Consider the following 15,420-nt stretch of genomic DNA (forward strand, 5'->3'; position numbering starts at 1 on the left):
GGCGTCCTCGTCGAGGAGGACCAGATCCTGCGGCCCAGTTCACCCTCCCAGGAGTACGGCCTGTCCCTGTCGGGCCTCAGCAAGGACCAGCAGAACAGGCTCCGCGACATCCCGGAGTTGCGCGCACACGCGATGGTGATGGAACCGCCCTTCGACCCCAAGGAAGAGGGCCCGCGCATTCCCGCACGTGCCCTGGTCGCGACCTGCGGCCAGCTCGCGAAGATGGTGCGCCGTCTGGAGGGCTGCGTGGACGGCACGCCGCTCCGCCTCACCGACCCCGCGGTCACCGAGGAGCCCGTCGCCCCCTCCACCGTCCACCTGCGGCAGGGTGACCGCCGGACGTCCGTGGAGGTCTACGTGCCGCGTCGGCAGGCCCTGTACTCCGGATACGACATCACCTCTGTCGACGCGCCCGTCCTTTACCCGCCGTCCAAGCTGCCGCCCGGTGCCCTCCCCGCGGCCGGCAGCCTGATCCTCGCCAGCGCGTCCGACCCCGAGACCGTCAGAACGGTGCTCGACCGCATCGGCGCCATCGTGCCCACCGCCGATGTCGACCCCGTCGGCATCAACATCGACGCGCTTCAGCAGATCACCGTCATCGAGACTCTGCTCGCCGTCGGCATGATCATGGGCTTGGTGATCGGCGTCGCCGCCTTCCTGGTCTCCGTCACCGACCGTGCGGTAGAGCGCCGTGCGCAGGTCACCGCCCTCTCCCTCATCGGAGCCAGGCCACGTACGCTGCGGCTCGTCCAGTGCGCCCAGGTGGTTCTGCCCCTGGCCCTCGGCCTGGTCCTCGCGCTGGTCGCGGGAAAGCTGGCCGAGTCCTCATACCTCGTCACAGGCGGCGGAGAGGTCCTCTGGGACGGGGCGGGCATCCCCCTGCTCGCCCTGGCCGCGCTCGCCGTCCTGATCGTGGCGGTGCTTGGCACGCTGCCCCTGGTCGGACGTCACATCAATCCCGAACTGATCCGCCGCGACTAACGGTAGTTCGTTGAATCCGGTGGTAGAGGTCTCTGTTCAGGCTCGCCACCATCGGCTGAGGGTGACCGGGGGGTCGAGCCAGGAGCGGATCGCCTGCAAGGCCCTGGGGCAAGCAGGGCTGTTGGTGCTGGTGGGACGGGGGCGGGCCCCCTCTCTGGCCCCTCGGTGGGACACGGGTCCGGCCCGGTGGCATCCACGGGGCCTGGTGAGGCGAACCACTGGTCTCAGCAGAAGGAGAAGGCGCAGTTGACCAGGGTCTGGTGGCGGTGGATGGCGCGGTCGAAGCGGACGTGGAAGTCGGACCAGCCGAGTTCGTCCTTGACCTGCTTGTAGCTCTGCTCGATCCACGGCCGCAGGCCGTAAAGACGGACGGTCTCGGCGAGTTCGGCCGACGGGTGCGGGCTGGTGGCCACGACCGGTCGGCAGGGTGAGTGGGGGCCATGACCGCCCAGTGGGGCATCGGCGGCCCACCAGGTCTGGGTGTGTCCGTCGCGGAAATGACGCTTTACAGGTGTCCAGTCGCCGGTGACGCTTTACAGGTGTCCAGTCGCCGGTATGGTCGGCGTACTTCCAGGTCATGGCGTGTGCGGCGCCGTCGGGGGTGTGCGGCTGGCCGGCCGGCGCCCAGGTGCCGCGATGCGGTCTGAGAGCTACCACGTAGGCCAGGCCGGCCGCCCGCAGTGCCAGGTACCAGTTGTCACTGACGGAGTAGGCGCAGTCGGCGACCACTGCCCGGCAGCCGAAGCCCGCCTCCTTCTCGCGGACCGCCAGAGCAGCGGCCAGCTGCGGTTTCGTGCGGAAGGCCTGGTCGGACCGGGCGCGGGCGAAATGGTGGGCGGGGGTGTCGGCAGTGGCGTGCAGCGGGTAGTAGACGCGGCCGTCGCTCCACACCGTGCTCACGGTGACGATGCCGTCGTCGGTCTTGCCCGACCGGCCCAGCCACTGCCGGCCCACGTGGGCGGTGGCCGTGCCGTTCTTGCGGTCCCCGGAGTCGTCGATCTCGATGACCCCGCCCTCGTGCGGAGCCGTCGCCGGCTGCTGGCGCAGCAGTTCAAGCCGCCGGTCGTTGACCTGCTCGGCCTCTCAGGGGGACTCGGACAGGAAGAACGGCCGCTGTCCCAGACGGACCTGCACCGCCGTCAACCCACACGACCACCGGATTTAACGAACTACCGCTACTGACCTTGAAGCCGTGATGTCGGTTGCCGATGGGCAGTGGTTCACGTTCGGGCAGGCCCTGCGGCATAAGTCATCATTGATAGGTTCCTCGTTCTTCCCGAGGGAGGAACGAGCAACCTGTATTCCAGTCCCCACGAGGCTGAAGAGTGGCCTGCTCAGGGAGGGCAGGGAGACAGCTCACCAGATTTTCCTGTTACCTGTCAGTGCTTTCCAGCTCTTCGAGCCCGAGCCAGTCTCCCTTTCCGATGTAGCTCCAATCGTTGGTGCATGGACGTGTGTCGGGTGCCATGGTGAGGTTCTCGTGGCCGTCAGGTACGTGGGCCAAGCCAGAGGCGTGGCCGAACTCGTGGGTCAGGCGACAGCCAGCGAGTCAGTCGAAATCGTCCCGAAGGCCACGACGCTCCGGCCGTCGCGATCACCGCACTGGGTTCCGCTTCCTCCGATGTCGGGCTGCCGCGTGGTGTCTCCGCGGTACTGGATGTCATTGGAGTCGAGATCCTCGGCCAGGCCGCAGTTGTTGCGCCCTAGTCGATGTTCTCAGCGGCTTCTCGGACTTCCTCGCGTACGGTCTGGGCGTCCAGGTAACTGGGGACCGAGCTCTCGTTGAACCGCCACCAGTTGGGGTTGTCGTCCCAGCTGATGGCGTCGCCGTCGTCGTCCTTGGGTTGAGGGGCGGCGTCGGCCGATAGGGTCGCGGAGATGCTGACCCCCGAACCGGCGGTCGTGTTGCATCGGTGCCCCACCTGTGCCTCCACGATCGCATGATCACCTGTGGGGGATGCGTTGGTCACTTGAGGGTGCCATCGTCTGACGACAACGGGATGCAGCAGGAGGGTGCCCGGACCTCAGCCGCCTGTCCCGAGGGGAGCGAGCAGTGCTGTGTTGCGTGCCGATCGGTGCGGGCCTGGTCAGCCGATAGGGCCTGGGCTCACTCCCTGGATGGTGAGCTGGAGAAGGTGGTTGGCGTGGGTGAGGGGGGTGGCCTGGTGCTCGGTGGCCAGGGCGATACCGACGGTCAGGGTGATCAGGTCGCGGAAGGTGAAGTCGTTTCGGACGGCTCCGTCGTCGATGGCGCGGCGGAGGAGCGGGGTGCCCGCGGCTTCCAGGGTGGCGGTGCAGGAGTCCGGGGCGCTGTCCGGGGTCGGTGGTTCGTAGGTGAGGGCGTCGGCGAGTCCCCGCGCGGAGACGGCGTAGGCGAGGAGATCGTGCATCCAGGCGAGCAGTGCCGCACGGCTGTCCTGCGCGTCACTGCCGGCACGCGCCTCTTCGGCCAGCGTCTGGATGCGCTCGTGGAAGACGGCTTCGAGCAGCGCCTGGCGGGTGGGGAAGTGCCGGCGCACGGTCGCCGAGCCGACGCCCGCGGTGCGGGCGATCTGTTCGAGGGAGGCTCCTGTGCCGCGGGCTGCCACTTCCGCTTCGGCGACTTCGAGGATGCGGGCGTAGTTGCGGCGTGCGTCCGAGCGCTGACCGGGCATGATTCCCCCTTGCTTGCTAAGTGGCGGGCCCCGCCATATCGTAGCGGAAGGCAAAGTGGCGGCCCCCGCCGCTTATGTTGCCCGAGACGTGGAGGAGACCCGACGATGCCTGTAACTCCTGCTCCTGTCCTGGTGTCCGGCGGCACGGGTCATCAGGGCGGCGCGACCGTCCGGGCCCTGCTCGCCGCCCAGAAGCCCGTCCGGGCACTGGTCCGTGACCCGCACCGGGACGGAGCGAAAGCCATCCAGGCCCTGGGGGCCGAACTGATCACCGGTGATCTGACCGACCCGGGCTCGCTGGCCCGGGCCCTCCAGGGCGTCCGTGCGGTGTTCTCGGTGCAGAGGCCGCCGTTCACGGACGAAGGCTTCGACTTCGCCGGGGAACTCGCGCAGGCCACCAACCTGATCGAGGCAGCCCGGCGGGCGGGCGTGGGCCAGTTCGTGCAGTCCTCCACCAGCGGGGTCGGCGCACACACGAAGGCTCCCGGCTGGGACGAAGGCCGCTGGACGCCCATGCAGCCGTACTTCGAGACGAAGCAGGCGATCCTGGACGCGGTACGCCGTGCGGGCTTCCCGCGCTGGACCGTGATCAAGCCCGCGTTCTTCATGGAGAACCTCCACGCACTCACGCCCCACGGGCCCGAAGGCGGTCTGGCGACCATCGTGAAGCCGGACACGGAGCTGGCCCTGGTCGCGGGCGAAGACATCGGCGCGGCAGCCGCCCACGCCATCGATGACCCGGACCGCTTCCATGAGGTCGAGCTGGAACTGGCGGGCGACCGGCTCACCATGAAGCAGATCGCGCAGGTCCTCGCGGAAGTGTGGGGTGTGCCGGTGACCGCCCCGACGATGGGCCTTGAGGAAGCACTCGCGGCGGGCATGCCGGGCTGGGGAGCCGGACACGACTGGAACAACCTCGTCGGCCAGCCGGCCCGCCCCGAGTACGCCCAGGCGTTGGGCATCCCGCTGACCCCGTTCACCGACTGGGCGCGCGCACACCTCACGACGGCATAGGTGGTCCGATGAGCAGCGCGGTCGCCTGCTCATGGCGCGGTTCCTACGAGCACACGTCGTTCACCTTCCTCGGGCTCACCTTCCGCGCCCGCGGAGCACGGAACAGGAAAGGCGTGAACTCCACCGGCTTCCTGCCCGGCCTGCGTTCCGAGCGGCGGCGGGCCCGGTCGTAGCACTCGGCCATCAGGAGCTCGGCGAGGAAGCCGCGGTAGGTCGCCTGCTCCTTCACCGCTCGGGGTGTGACCGTCCACGGCTGAGTGCAGGTACACGTACCCGGCTTTGGCGCCCCTGGCGTTGGCCCGGTCCGCGGCCTTCGCCTGATAACTGGTTGGTGACGCGCCTGGCTGGTGGTTGGCCGCCGATGCCGGTGTGGGGTCGGTGGTAGTTGTACCAGTCCAGCCCAGTCGGGAAACGCCGTCTGCCGTTCGGTGTCTGAGGCGTAGAGCCGGTGGTAGGCCCACTCGTCGAGCAGGGTGCGGTGAAGGCAGTCGACCTTGCCGTTGGTCCGCGGCCGCCAGGGCATGGTCCAGCGGGGGCTGATGCCTAGGTCGCGGCAGGTGTCGCGCCAGGTGTTCTTGGTGTAGCCCCAGGCGTCAGATCGCAGCCCGCTACCGCCGGGTCCATCAGTACCGCTGGACCGGCGGTGGTCCACAGCACCGCACGAACAGCAGCTTCTCCGGCAGAAAGCCGGTCGTCGCGGGTTCATCGGCGAGAACGAGCGCGGAGGCCTGCGAGGTCAAGGGGATCACTCCGGCCAAGTCCTCCACCTCGCAGGCGCGGTCATAGTCATCACGGCCATCGGCATCGCCGAGGACGGAACGAACCGTCGTCCGTGCATCCGCCCAGGCGTTCACGGAGGTCGACAGCCAGCCTGGCCTTTCGTGGGCTCAAGTGGTACGCCCCCCGCGTCACCGGAGTCTCAGCGCCCGAGTACCTGCCCGTAGTACAGCGCCCCGCGCAGCCCGAACAGCCGTGCCGTCAGCGCCTTGGAGCCTGCCCCGGCGCCGTTCGGGAGGGTCCAGACACCACCCGTGGTGCCGTTCTGCTCGTACTCCGTGCTGTTCTCGTTGTAGACGCCGACCGTGACATCCCCGTCCCCGTCCCCGTCGTAGTCCCCGAGGGCCAGCGCCGAGCCGAACTCGTCGTTGACCTCCGGTGCCCCCGGGACCCCGGGGGAGTCCTGGTGCCAGGCCGCCGACGTGGCGGTGCCCGAGGCGTCGAGCAGGCCGTCGGGGCCCGAGGTCAGCACGGTCGCCGAACCGGCCCGGTCCGCCGTCCCGACGGCCTCGGCGGGCGTGCCCGCCACCAGGTCGTCCCGGCCGTCCCCGGTGAGATCTCCCGCGGCCAGCTTGATGCCGAAGTTGTCCGCTTCCTCCGCCGTGCCCGCGACGCCCGGAGTGTCCTGACTGAACGTGTGGTTGCGGGTGCCGAAGCCCTCGGCGCTCTCGTCTCCGTAGAGGACCCGCACCTTGCCGCCCTTGGCCAGTCCGTCGGGGCCGCACGCCCCGGTGGGCCGGTCGGCCTCGGCGATGATCAGGCAGTGCCCAAGGGCCAAGTCGTCCACTCCGTCGCCGTCGAAGTCGCCCGCGGCTATGCCGTAGCCGGTGGCCGGGGACTTCCAGTACTCCTGAAGCGCCGAACCGTTCCAGCGCCACAGGGCGGTGCGCGAGTAGTCGTTGGAGTAAGCGGAGATGGCCAGTTCGGTCTTGCCGTTCCCGTCGAAGTCCCCGGCCGCCAACCTGCCCGAGGTGCCGCCGTAGCCGGTGTGGAGCAGGTGCGTCAGCGGCTTGTCCTCGGTGAGCGGGCCCGGCCGCAGGGTGACCTCCCCGAACTCCCCGTGGGGCAGGCCGACCGCCACGTCCACGGCGCCGTCCTGGGTGAAGTCGCCCGCGGCGAGTGAGGCCCCGGCACCACTGCCCGCCGAGCCCTGCGCGATCGTCCTGCCTCGCTCGAAGGCGCCACTGGGCGAGCCATACAGGACGACCACCGAGCCGTGGCCCGTCGCGGGGCCGCTGCCGACATCCTCGCCCGGCGCCCCGACGACGACGTCGGTGAAGCCGTCGCGGTCCACGTCGGCCGTCACGACGGAACTGCCGAACGAGTCGTTGTCCTCGCTGGTGCCGGGGACGCCGGGGCTGTCCTGGCTGACAGAGGCGGTGGAGGTGCCGGCCCCGCTCGATCCGCCGTAGAGCACGTGCAGATAGCCCGCGGACTTCTTGCCGTCGATGTCACCTCGATAGACGCCGACCACGGCGTCCGCGTACCCGTCACCATTGAAGTCCGGTCCCTGGACGGCCGCCGGCGCCGCGGCCGCCGTCGGGGCCAACCCCGCCGGTACGAGGACGGTGACGGCTCCGAGCAGGGCAGCCGAAAGTCTCTTACTGCGCACAGGTACTCCACATCTCAAAGTAGGAAGGCCAGTTCACGTGCTGGAGGGCGAACGGATGGCTAAAGCCCCAGCACTTCGCCGTACTTGATGGCCCCGTGGGGCAGCGCGAAGCCGAACGGGGTCAGCGACTTGCCCAGCGGGTACATCTCCTGGGTGCTGCTCGGCGCGAACCAGACGCCGCCTGACCTGGGCTCACCGGCGTTCTCCCCCGGTGCGCTCACCGCGGTGTCCCACAGCCCGTCGCGGTTGTAGTCGCCGACGGCCACCTGGGCACCGAAGCGGTCGTCGGCCTCCGCCGTGCCGGGCATGTTCGGGGTGCTCTGACTGCGGGCCGGACCACCGTAAAGGCCGTGCTCCGTGCCGTTCATGACGACGTATCCGCCCGCGTCCTTCACGCTGCCCACGTCTTCGCCGGGCACTCCGACCACCAGTTCCGGACGGCTGTCGCCGTTCAGATCACCCGCGGCCAGCGCGGCGCCGAAGTCGTCACCCTCTTCGGCGGCGCCGCCGACCTCGGGACTCGACTGGGTGACGCACTCGTTCTCGGTGCCGAAGTGTGTGGTCTTCGATCCCTTGAGCAGGAGCACCGCACCGCCCAGACGGTCCTCGCAGTGCGTGGTCTGCGACTCGGGGTCGGGCTGTACGAGGCCGACCGCCAGGTCGTCCGTGCCGTCCCGGTCGAAGTCGGCGGCGGCCAGCGCGCTGCCGCGGTCGGCATCGGCCCACCACTGGCCGGGCTTGGCCTGGTCGTCCCAGCGCGTGATGAAGGTGCCGGAGTCCTCCATGGCCTGCCAGGTGGTGGCGAGGTCGTCCCGGCCGTCACCGTCGAAGTCGCCGGTGGCCAGGTCACGGGTGCTGCCACCCATGCCGTAACCGCGCAGGGTGGTGGGGGTCACCGGGTCGGCGGTGAGCGGGCCCGGGCGGAACCGGAGCGCGCCGCCCTCCTCGCCGTTCTCGCCGTACGCGAGGTCCGTGTCGCCGTCGCCGTCGTAGTCGCCCGTGGCGATGGAGTGGCCGATGCCGCTGAACTCGTCCGCGCCCCTGGCCACGGTGGTGCCCTTGACGTTCCACTCGGAGCCGTCCAGGACGGTGATGGTGCCCTCGTCCCTGAGCTGGTCGGAGGTGAGTGACTCGCCGCTCGCGCCGACGACCAGTTCGAAGACTCCGTCGCCGTTCACGTCGACGGGTGCCACGGAGGAGCCGAAGCGGTCGCCCGCCTCGGGTGTGCCGGGTATGCCGGCCTCGGCCTGGCTGATGACACCGCTGGAATGGCTCGGGCTCTGCGGGCCGCCGTAGATCACGCTGACGTAGCCCGCCTTGGCCTTGCCGTCCACCGTGGCGTTGGGCATGCCGACGGCGATGTCCGCGTATCCGTCGCCGTTGAAGTCGAACCGCGGAGTCGTGGCAGCCGCGGCGCTCCCGGCGAGCGGCAGGGTCAGACCGGCGGCGGTGAGTGCCGCTACGACGGCGGTGGCGGCCAGGGTACGTACTCGCACGGTCGAACTCCGGTGGTCAAAGGAAGAAATGAGGGAGAAGGGCTTCCCGGCGTGTGACTCGCGAGGCGTACGAATGGTTGTGCGGAGGTAATCACCCGGTGGACGCGACGTGCTTCGGCGCGCGTTCTGAGGGGCGGGCGTCTCCTGGCCACTATGGAAGCGGGCAGCGGCACCATGTGGTGGTGGCCAGGCCATGCGGCTCGGTCACACTACAAAGGCATCTTCATCTTCGCGGGCCGTCCCGTCACCGCCAGGATCGCGGCGCACACGCTGCAGGCGCCGAGCACCCACCACAGCGCGTCGGGCCTGCTGGCCAGCAGCAGGGCGACGAGCAGGGGCGCCAGCGCGGTGGCGCCCCCGGCGAACAGCTGGTTGAACGCCATGTACGAGCCGCGCTCGCGCTCGGGCGGTATGCCGGTCAGCATCAGCATCGCCGCCTGGGACACGGCCAGTTCGCCCAGTGTGTACACGGTCATTCCGATGACCATGACGGCCACCCGCGCGCCCTGCGACAGGGGCTCCGCCAGCAGGGCCGCCGCGTACAGCGCGACGTACGACAATCCGCCGAGTGCCAGGACCGGGCGGTGCGGGAAACGTTCCAGGAAGCGGCTGAGCGGTAGTTGGAGCACGGTGAGCAGCGCGGTGTTGACCGCGAACAGCAGGCCCACCGTCCAGGGGGGCATGCGCAGTTCGCGCAGCACGAACACGGGCATCGCGCTCTCCACCGCCAGCATCGCCGTCAGCAGGAGCGCGTTGGCGCCCGCCACCCGCAGGAACGCCAGGTTGCGCCACGGCCCGTCAGCGCCGCCGCGTAGTCGGCGGGCCGGGGCGGGGTCGGCCGGGCGTCCGGGCGGGACACCGAGGTAGAGCAGGGCGTTGAGCACGAAACCGGCCGCGTTGATGACGCCGAGCAGGACGAAGCCGGACGCGGTGTCGACGACGAACAGGCTCGCAAGGAGCGCGCCGCCGCCGATGCCCGCGTTGAAGGAGACCCGTACGAGGGCCAGCCAGCGCCCGCTCTGTCCGGGCGGCGCGAGGCGAATGGCGAGCACGGGGCCGGCGGCCTGCTCGGCACGGTTGCCGAGGGCCAGCAGCAGCGTGCACACCACCAGGGGGACCAGGCCCCGGAAGGTGACCACGCCCACGAAGCACAGCACGCGCAGCACGGCGGCGGCGATGAGCACGGGTTTCGGGCCCATCCGGTCCACCAGGCGGCCGACCGCGAAGAGGACCGGGAGCACAGCGAGCGCGGTGACGGTCAGGACGAGGCCGACGGAGCGCAGGGACTGGCCGGACAGTTCGGTGAAGAACAGCAGTGAGAAGGGGTAGAAGAAGCCGGTTCCCAGCGCCTTGACGAGTTCGGACAGGCCGAACCACACGACGCCTGGCCCGCGCGGCAGCATCGGGGCCGCAGGCGCGGTGTCCTTGACTGCGGTGGATGTCATGGCGGTGCGACCCTTCGGTGGGTGGTGAGGGGTGAGGGGTGAGCGGTGGTACGACGGGGGCGGGTACGGGGCGGCGCGCCCGGGTCACAGGCGCAGGACGTGGCAGCGCTGCTCGGTCGCGACGCAGCCGCGGGAGCGCTTGGCCTGCTCGCTGCCGAGCCCGTAGTGCAGGGTGCGGACCCCGGCCGCCGCGGCCTCCTCGACCAGCCGGTAGTAGAGGACCTCGAAGTACAGGGCGAGCCCGGTGCGCTCCTGGTAGGCGTAGTCGTAGCCGGTCTGGCGTGCGTACCAGTGGTCGCCGTGGCGCAGGATCAGCCCGAAGCCGCGTACCTCGCCGTCCGCCTCGGCGACCACGGCGAAGGCGTCGTCGCCGAAGACGTCCCGGACCTGGTGGATCTGTGCGAGCACCTGCTCGGGGCGGATGTCGATGCCGTACTTGGCGAGCAGCCCCGACTCGAGGTCGGCGCACCGGCCGAGGTCGGCCTCGTCGAGGGACGTGAGCCGCACCCGCAGGCCGGACTCGCGGATGCGGCGCCGTTCGGAGGCGATGGACACCCGGCGTTTGCGGGGCAGGGCGGCGAGGTAGGCGTCGAAGCCGCCGTCGTCGGGGACGTGCAGGGTGCTGTAGCGGCCGGTGGTGTACGAGGTGTAGCCGCGGGTGGCGAGGGTGCGGGTGAGCGAGGCGTCCCTCTCGTCGAGGTACAGGAAGCACACCGAGGCGAGCCCGGCGGCGCGGGCGAGTGCCTCGGCCGCGGCGACCAGGGACTCCACGTCGGCGCCGGTCGCGTCGGCGGAGCACAGCACCCGGGTGCTGCCGACGTGGCGGCCCCCCGCGACGAGCGCGGGCATCAGCGCCTCCGAGGGGTCGGCGTCGAGTGACGCCAACAGCGCCGCCGCGCCGGGCAGTTCGGCCTCGGCGCTGTTGCGCAGGACGACGTCGGGGCGGCCGAGCGCCCACGGCACGGAGGTGGTGGCCCTGGCGGTGGCCAGGCCCGCCACGGGCCGGCCGTCGCGTTCGACCCAGAGGTAGGTCATGGGCACCCCCGCGGTGGCCTCGACGACGTCGAGCCAGCGGCAGGTGAGGAACACGTCGTACGGCCCTGCCAGGGCGTCCCATCCCGCGCGCGGCAGGTCCGCGGCGCGGTGGACGGCCAGGACCCCCTCGGGCAGCCGTACGGTCGTCGTCATGGTGGGCACAGGCGGGTCGTCCTTCTCGGGTGGCCACGCGGGCCGGGGCGAGGGCGCCGGGGCCGGGGCCGGGGCGAGGGCCCCGGCCCCGGCAGGGTCGGGCGGGTTGCGGCACGACGCGCGTGGGGGCGGTGCGGTCAGTGCATGACGTCGTACTTCGACGCCTCGACGAACTGCGGCGCGAATTTGCGCTTCTGCCACAGGCAGTAGCGGTTGAGCAGTCCGGCGAGCGGGCCCATGGGACGGCGGAAGTCGATGATCACCACGACTCGCGGCTGCTCGCTCTCGTTGATCACCTCGTGCTCCAGGGAGACGTCGAGGACGACGCCCTCGCCCTCCTTCCACTGGTAGTACTCGTCGGCGAGGCGGATGCGCGGCGGGTTGTCCGTGGGCACCTGGACGCCCAGGTGGTAGCGGAGAATTCCGGCGTACGGGTCCTGGTGCGCGGGCAGGGTGACGCCCGGTTCCAGGATGGAGACGAACGCGTTGACGACGTTCGGCGTGGACTGGGCGAAGGACAGCAGCGTCGGCAGGTCCTTCTTCGCCAGCTCGTTGGTGTTGCCGAACATGTACGCGTAGTAGAGCCGCCACTCCTCCGACACCTGGGCCGCCCGGGTCGGGTCGAAGGTGCCGTACGTGGGGATCTCGCGGGCGGCGAGCAGCGCGTCGACCTCGGCCTTGAGCTCGGGGAACTTCCGCTCCAGCTCCCACACTTCGGGGAAGACCGCGTGCGCGGGGATGACGCGGCGGCGGTTGCGGCCGCCCGACTTGCGCAGGAAGACCCAGTTGGACAGGTCGCGCAGGCGCGGGTTGTTGAGGTACGGGGAGCCCTTCATGGCGTCACTCCTGTGGTGTGGGATGCGAGGGGAGGCGGCGCCGACCCGCCGCCGTCGGTGGGCTGTCCGACGCGCTCCATCGCGCCTCGGCGCGCCTGCCAGACGCTCGTTCGGCCGTCCGGCTCCTCGAAGGTGAGGCGCAGGGGGGCCAGGCCGCGGTCGATCGTGTCGAGCATCGCCGCGTGGTCCGGGGCGGTGCCGCGCAGGATGTCGAGGAAGAAGGAGGTGGACTGGGCGGGCAGTGCCTCGCCCTCGTTCAGCCGCTGGATGCGGCCGACGATCCCCGGCTGCGCGAGCAGCGCGTCCACGCCGTCGATGCCGCGCAGCACGCCGCCGGGCAGCGGGGAGAGGCCGAAGTACTGGAACTCGACGGTGCGGGCGGCCGTGCCGGTCGGTTCGACGGGCAGCCCGCACGCGACGCGGATGCCCAGCTCGTGCAGGTCGACCCCGAGCGCGCGCTGGTACATGTCGGCGAGGAAGCCGCCGAGGCGGCCGTTGACCTCGATGATGCGCGGGCCCCGCGGGGTCAGCTTGATCTCGGTGTGCACCAGGCCCCGGCGGATGCCGAGCGCGAGCGCCGCGTCCCCGGCCAGCCGTGCCACCCGGGCGCTCTCGTCCGGGCCCAGGTGCGAGGGCACGAAGCCGCCGTGCTCGCGGAACGGCGGCATCAGCGGGAACTTGCCGGTCACGCCGATGGTGTGCGCCGTTCCTTCGACGACGAGCGACTCCACGGACACGTAGTCGCCGAAGTCGCCCTCGTCGCGTCCGGGCAGGAACTCCTCGACGACGAAAGGACGTTCGTCGGTCGGCGTCACGTCGGCGGGGAAGTCGGCGGCGTCGCGCACGAAGTGGGTGTCGATGCTGCTCTGGCCGCGCACCGGCTTGACGACGACCGGACCCGGCCGCTGGGCGAGCAGGGCGAGCGCCTCGGCGCGGCTGGTGACGGGTACCGACCACACGGCGTCCACGCCGCGCTCGGCGAGCCGGCGGCGCTGGGCGCCCTTGTCGGTGAGCCGGGCCGCCGTATCGGGGTCGTGGTGGGGCAGGTCCAGGGAGTGCGCGAGGGCGGCTGTGAAGCGCAGCAGGCCTTCGCTGAAGGTGGTCACGCCCGCGATCTCGTACCGTCGCAGCCGCTCGACGAGCGGGCCGACGTCGTGCTCGTCGCTCTCGTGGACCGGTCCGAAGCCTTCGTACTCGGCGCGCTCCTCGGCGCCCAGTGCGCCGCTGAGCGCCACGTACACCGGGGCGAGGCCGCAGCGCCGGGCCGCGTGGGCGATGTCGGAGGGCCGGACGCCGGAGTTGGGGAAGACCGGGACGACGACGTTGCTCATCGCTCACCCGCACTCGTGTCGCGGAGCCGGTAGACCCGGTCCTTGATGTCCTCGATCCGCGCGCAGTCGCGGTCGATCGCGTCCATGGAGGTTCCGGCCATGAAGATCCGCATCGTGCTGGAGTACAGGTCCACGGTGGGGCGCAGCACTCCCCCGGGCTCGATCTTCAGATCGAGGCGGGACACCGTCTCCAGGTCCGCGATCGCGTTGACGGCCTGCTCGTCGACGCTGTCCACGACGCCCGACAGGGTGGTGGACGTCGTGCAGCACACGGCTTCGCGGAGTCTGTCGTACGTCCGGCCCGCGTAGTCGCGCATGAAGTGGGCGGGCGCCAGGTAGGCCAGGGCCGTGAGGCTCGCCTGGTTGCCGCCCGCGCAGATGTCGTGGAAGCCGGGGTGCATGTTCCCGGCGATGCGGGTGCCGACCTCGACCAGGGCCGGGCCCGCCGGGGTGACGATGACCTCGGCGTGGGTGGGGCCGAAGTGCACGCCGAGGGCGTCCAGGGCCCGCTCCACGTAGGCGGTCAGTTCCGGCGCGGGGCCCTCGTCGGGGGCCAGCAGGCGTTCGCGGTCGTAGATGTTGCGGCCGGAGGGCAGCAGGCGCTTCTGGTACTCCCATACGCCGCACACGTAGCGCCGGCGGGCGTACGAGACCATGTCGACCACGTACTCGGTGCCGTGCAGATAGGACTGGACGAGGACCTCGGCGTTGGTGTCGCCGTAGATCGTGCGCGTGCCCAGGATCTCCTCCGCGGCCTGCCGCACCTCCTGCTCGTCGGCGCAGATGAACACCCCGTCACCGGCGGCCGAGTTGAGGGGCTTGACGACCACGGGGAAGTCCGCGAGGTCGCGTACCCAGGCCACCAGCGCGTCGGGGTCGCGGCCCTTGGTCTGCTCGGCGCGGTGCAGGCCCGCGCTCCGCAGGGCCTCCCCCATGAGGTACTTGTCCCGGCGGGCGGCGGACAGGCCGGTGCCGTTGGTGGGCAGTCCGAGCCGCTCCGAGAGCAGGTCGGCGAGGACGACACCGGGTTCCTGACCGGCGAGCACGGCCACCGGGGCGAACTCGGCCAGCCGTACGAGGGTCTTCTCCAGGTCGTCGTGGACCAGGGCGGCCGCGTAGCCGCCGAGGTCGGGCGCGGGCATCGACGGCATGAACTCGGGGGTGCTCTGGACGTGCACCAGATCCGCGCCCAGGGCGGTGAACTCAGGGGGAAGGTACTTTCCCGAGGTGTAGGCGTCGACCAGCACCACGACCGGTCTGTTCTGGGACAACGGAGCTCCTCACGAGGGTGGTTGGGGGTGTGGCGGGTCAGGTGACGGAGAAACCGCCGTCGACGAACAGGGTCTGGCCGGTCACGTACGCGGAGGCGTCGCCGGCCAGGAAGACGGCGGCGCCGGTGAAGTCGTCCAGCACGCCGTTGCGGCCGGCCATGGTGCGCCGTGCCATCGCCTCGGTGCGCACCGGGTCGCGGAAGACCGCCTCGTTGAGCGGGGTGTGCACGAACCCCGGGGCGATGGCGTTGGCGCACACGCCACGGGCCGACCAGGCCTCGGCCTGGGAGCGGGTGAGCGCGGTGAGGCCCGCCTTGGACACGCCGTAGGCCCCGCTGTTGCCGAACGCGCGCACCGACTGCTGGGAGGCGATGTTGATGATGCGCCCCCAGCCGCGTGCGGCCATGCCGGGCCCGAACCGCTGACCGAGGACGAACGGCGCGTCCAGGTTGGTGCGCAGCGTGCGGTCCCACTCGTCGTCCGTCAGGTCCTCCAGCGGTGGCCGGATGTTCACCCCGGCCGAGTTGACGAGGATGTCGACGGCCGGGTGACGCTCCTCGATCTCGTCGGCCAGCCGGTGCGCCGCGGCGCGGTCTCCGAGGTCGGCACCGAGCCAGGACGCGGCACCGCCCCCCGTCGGCATCCGCGCGACGGCGTCCTTGAGCGGTGCGGTGCGCCGTGCGACCAGCACCACGTCGGCTCCGGCCGCGCACAGGGCACGGGCGATGGACTCGCCGATGCCCGAGCTGCCTCCGGTGATCACGGCCGTGCGTCCGCGCAGGCCGAACAGGGCGTCGAGGAATGTGCTCACAGCG

General features: G+C 70.9%; 14 protein-coding genes and 4 pseudogenes. 3 read left to right on the top strand and 15 right to left on the bottom strand.

All coding sequences use genetic code 11. The annotated features are described in order from the left end of the window. Positions 1 to 981: pseudogene (locus ACWDZ7_RS24310) on the top strand (ABC transporter permease); the annotation flags it as partial. Between the two features lie 224 nt (positions 982 to 1,205). On the opposite strand, the gene ACWDZ7_RS24315 reads toward ACWDZ7_RS24310, so the two are convergent. The 4 genes and pseudogenes from ACWDZ7_RS24315 to ACWDZ7_RS24330 all read right to left on the bottom strand — a co-directional run bounded on the left by ACWDZ7_RS24315 (position 1,206) and on the right by ACWDZ7_RS24330 (position 3,635). Next, positions 1,206 to 1,394 (bottom strand): hypothetical protein, encoded by a 189-nt coding sequence (locus ACWDZ7_RS24315; RefSeq protein ID WP_451799712.1) that lies wholly within the window; start codon positions 1,392 to 1,394, stop codon positions 1,206 to 1,208. Positions 1,395 to 1,479: 85 nt separating this feature from the next. Then, positions 1,480 to 2,031, bottom strand: a pseudogene (locus ACWDZ7_RS24320) (transposase); the annotation flags it as partial. A 653-nt stretch (positions 2,032 to 2,684) separates the two neighbouring features. Next, positions 2,685 to 2,915 carry a hypothetical protein gene (locus ACWDZ7_RS24325; protein WP_451799713.1) on the bottom strand — a complete coding sequence of 77 codons (231 nt, stop codon included), beginning with the start codon at positions 2,913 to 2,915 and terminating at the stop codon, positions 2,685 to 2,687. 153 nt (positions 2,916 to 3,068) lie between these two features. Continuing rightward, a complete protein-coding gene (locus ACWDZ7_RS24330; protein ID WP_451799715.1) occupies positions 3,069 to 3,635 on the bottom strand; it encodes a TetR/AcrR family transcriptional regulator in 567 nt (188 codons plus the stop codon). 105 nt (positions 3,636 to 3,740) lie between these two features. On the opposite strand from ACWDZ7_RS24330, the gene ACWDZ7_RS24335 reads away from it, so the two are divergent. Continuing rightward, on the top strand, positions 3,741 to 4,649 hold the full coding sequence (locus ACWDZ7_RS24335; RefSeq protein ID WP_451799716.1) for an NmrA/HSCARG family protein: 909 nt from the start codon (positions 3,741 to 3,743) through the stop codon (positions 4,647 to 4,649). Between the two features lie 8 nt (positions 4,650 to 4,657). After that, positions 4,658 to 4,822 (top strand): hypothetical protein, encoded by a 165-nt coding sequence (locus ACWDZ7_RS24340; protein WP_451799718.1) that lies wholly within the window; start codon positions 4,658 to 4,660, stop codon positions 4,820 to 4,822. On the opposite strand, the pseudogene ACWDZ7_RS24345 reads toward ACWDZ7_RS24340, so the two are convergent. The 11 genes and pseudogenes from ACWDZ7_RS24345 to ACWDZ7_RS24395 all read right to left on the bottom strand — a co-directional run. Further along, a pseudogene (locus ACWDZ7_RS24345) lies at positions 4,789 to 4,881 on the bottom strand (IS21-like element helper ATPase IstB); the annotation flags it as partial. The gene ACWDZ7_RS24340 and the pseudogene ACWDZ7_RS24345 overlap by 34 nt on opposite strands. 80 nt (positions 4,882 to 4,961) lie before the next feature. Further along, positions 4,962 to 5,184, bottom strand: a pseudogene (locus ACWDZ7_RS24350) (integrase core domain-containing protein); the annotation flags it as partial. A gap of 88 nt (positions 5,185 to 5,272) precedes the next feature. Further along, positions 5,273 to 5,503, bottom strand: a complete 231-nt coding sequence (locus ACWDZ7_RS24355) for an Imm21 family immunity protein (protein ID WP_451799719.1) — start codon at positions 5,501 to 5,503, stop codon at positions 5,273 to 5,275. A gap of 65 nt (positions 5,504 to 5,568) precedes the next feature. Next, complete coding sequence (locus ACWDZ7_RS24360) at positions 5,569 to 7,038, bottom strand: FG-GAP and VCBS repeat-containing protein (RefSeq protein WP_451799720.1); 1,470 nt, start codon at positions 7,036 to 7,038, stop codon at positions 5,569 to 5,571. A gap of 59 nt (positions 7,039 to 7,097) precedes the next feature. Beyond that, the gene (locus ACWDZ7_RS24365) at positions 7,098 to 8,534 is read right to left on the bottom strand and encodes an FG-GAP repeat protein (RefSeq protein WP_451799722.1); all 1,437 of its coding nucleotides are present in this window, start codon (positions 8,532 to 8,534) and stop codon (positions 7,098 to 7,100) included. A gap of 209 nt (positions 8,535 to 8,743) precedes the next feature. Continuing rightward, complete coding sequence (locus tag ACWDZ7_RS24370) at positions 8,744 to 9,979, bottom strand: MFS transporter (protein WP_451799724.1); 1,236 nt, start codon at positions 9,977 to 9,979, stop codon at positions 8,744 to 8,746. Positions 9,980 to 10,063: 84 nt separating this feature from the next. Then, the gene (locus ACWDZ7_RS24375) at positions 10,064 to 11,167 is read right to left on the bottom strand and encodes a GNAT family N-acetyltransferase (RefSeq protein ID WP_451799725.1); all 1,104 of its coding nucleotides are present in this window, start codon (positions 11,165 to 11,167) and stop codon (positions 10,064 to 10,066) included. Positions 11,168 to 11,304: 137 nt separating this feature from the next. Then, positions 11,305 to 12,003, bottom strand: coding sequence for an aspartyl/asparaginyl beta-hydroxylase domain-containing protein (locus ACWDZ7_RS24380; RefSeq protein WP_451799726.1), 699 nt, complete (start codon positions 12,001 to 12,003; stop codon positions 11,305 to 11,307). Beyond that, complete coding sequence (locus ACWDZ7_RS24385) at positions 12,000 to 13,334, bottom strand: ATP-grasp domain-containing protein (RefSeq protein ID WP_451799727.1); 1,335 nt, start codon at positions 13,332 to 13,334, stop codon at positions 12,000 to 12,002. The genes ACWDZ7_RS24380 and ACWDZ7_RS24385 overlap by 4 nt, the downstream gene beginning before the upstream one ends. Continuing rightward, on the bottom strand, positions 13,331 to 14,605 hold the full coding sequence (locus ACWDZ7_RS24390; RefSeq protein WP_451799729.1) for an ATP-grasp domain-containing protein: 1,275 nt from the start codon (positions 14,603 to 14,605) through the stop codon (positions 13,331 to 13,333). The genes ACWDZ7_RS24385 and ACWDZ7_RS24390 overlap by 4 nt, the downstream gene beginning before the upstream one ends. A gap of 37 nt (positions 14,606 to 14,642) precedes the next feature. Then, positions 14,643 to 15,416, bottom strand: a complete 774-nt coding sequence (locus tag ACWDZ7_RS24395) for an SDR family NAD(P)-dependent oxidoreductase (RefSeq protein ID WP_451799731.1) — start codon at positions 15,414 to 15,416, stop codon at positions 14,643 to 14,645. Positions 15,417 to 15,420: the final 4 nt, after the last annotated feature.

It is taken from the genome of Streptomyces sp. NPDC003032 (assembly GCF_053591415.1).

Coding starts and splice junctions, on each gene's coding strand:
- ACWDZ7_RS24330 (WP_451799715.1), bottom strand. CDS start 3,635: ATGCCCGGTCAGCGCTCGGACGCACGCCGCAACTACGCCCGCATCCTC.
- ACWDZ7_RS24335 (WP_451799716.1), top strand. CDS start 3,741: ATGCCTGTAACTCCTGCTCCTGTCCTGGTGTCCGGCGGCACGGGTCAT.
- ACWDZ7_RS24340 (WP_451799718.1), top strand. CDS start 4,658: ATGAGCAGCGCGGTCGCCTGCTCATGGCGCGGTTCCTACGAGCACACG.
- ACWDZ7_RS24370 (WP_451799724.1), bottom strand. CDS start 9,979: ATGACATCCACCGCAGTCAAGGACACCGCGCCTGCGGCCCCGATGCTG.
- ACWDZ7_RS24375 (WP_451799725.1), bottom strand. CDS start 11,167: ATGACGACGACCGTACGGCTGCCCGAGGGGGTCCTGGCCGTCCACCGC.
- ACWDZ7_RS24380 (WP_451799726.1), bottom strand. CDS start 12,003: ATGAAGGGCTCCCCGTACCTCAACAACCCGCGCCTGCGCGACCTGTCC.
- ACWDZ7_RS24385 (WP_451799727.1), bottom strand. CDS start 13,334: ATGAGCAACGTCGTCGTCCCGGTCTTCCCCAACTCCGGCGTCCGGCCC.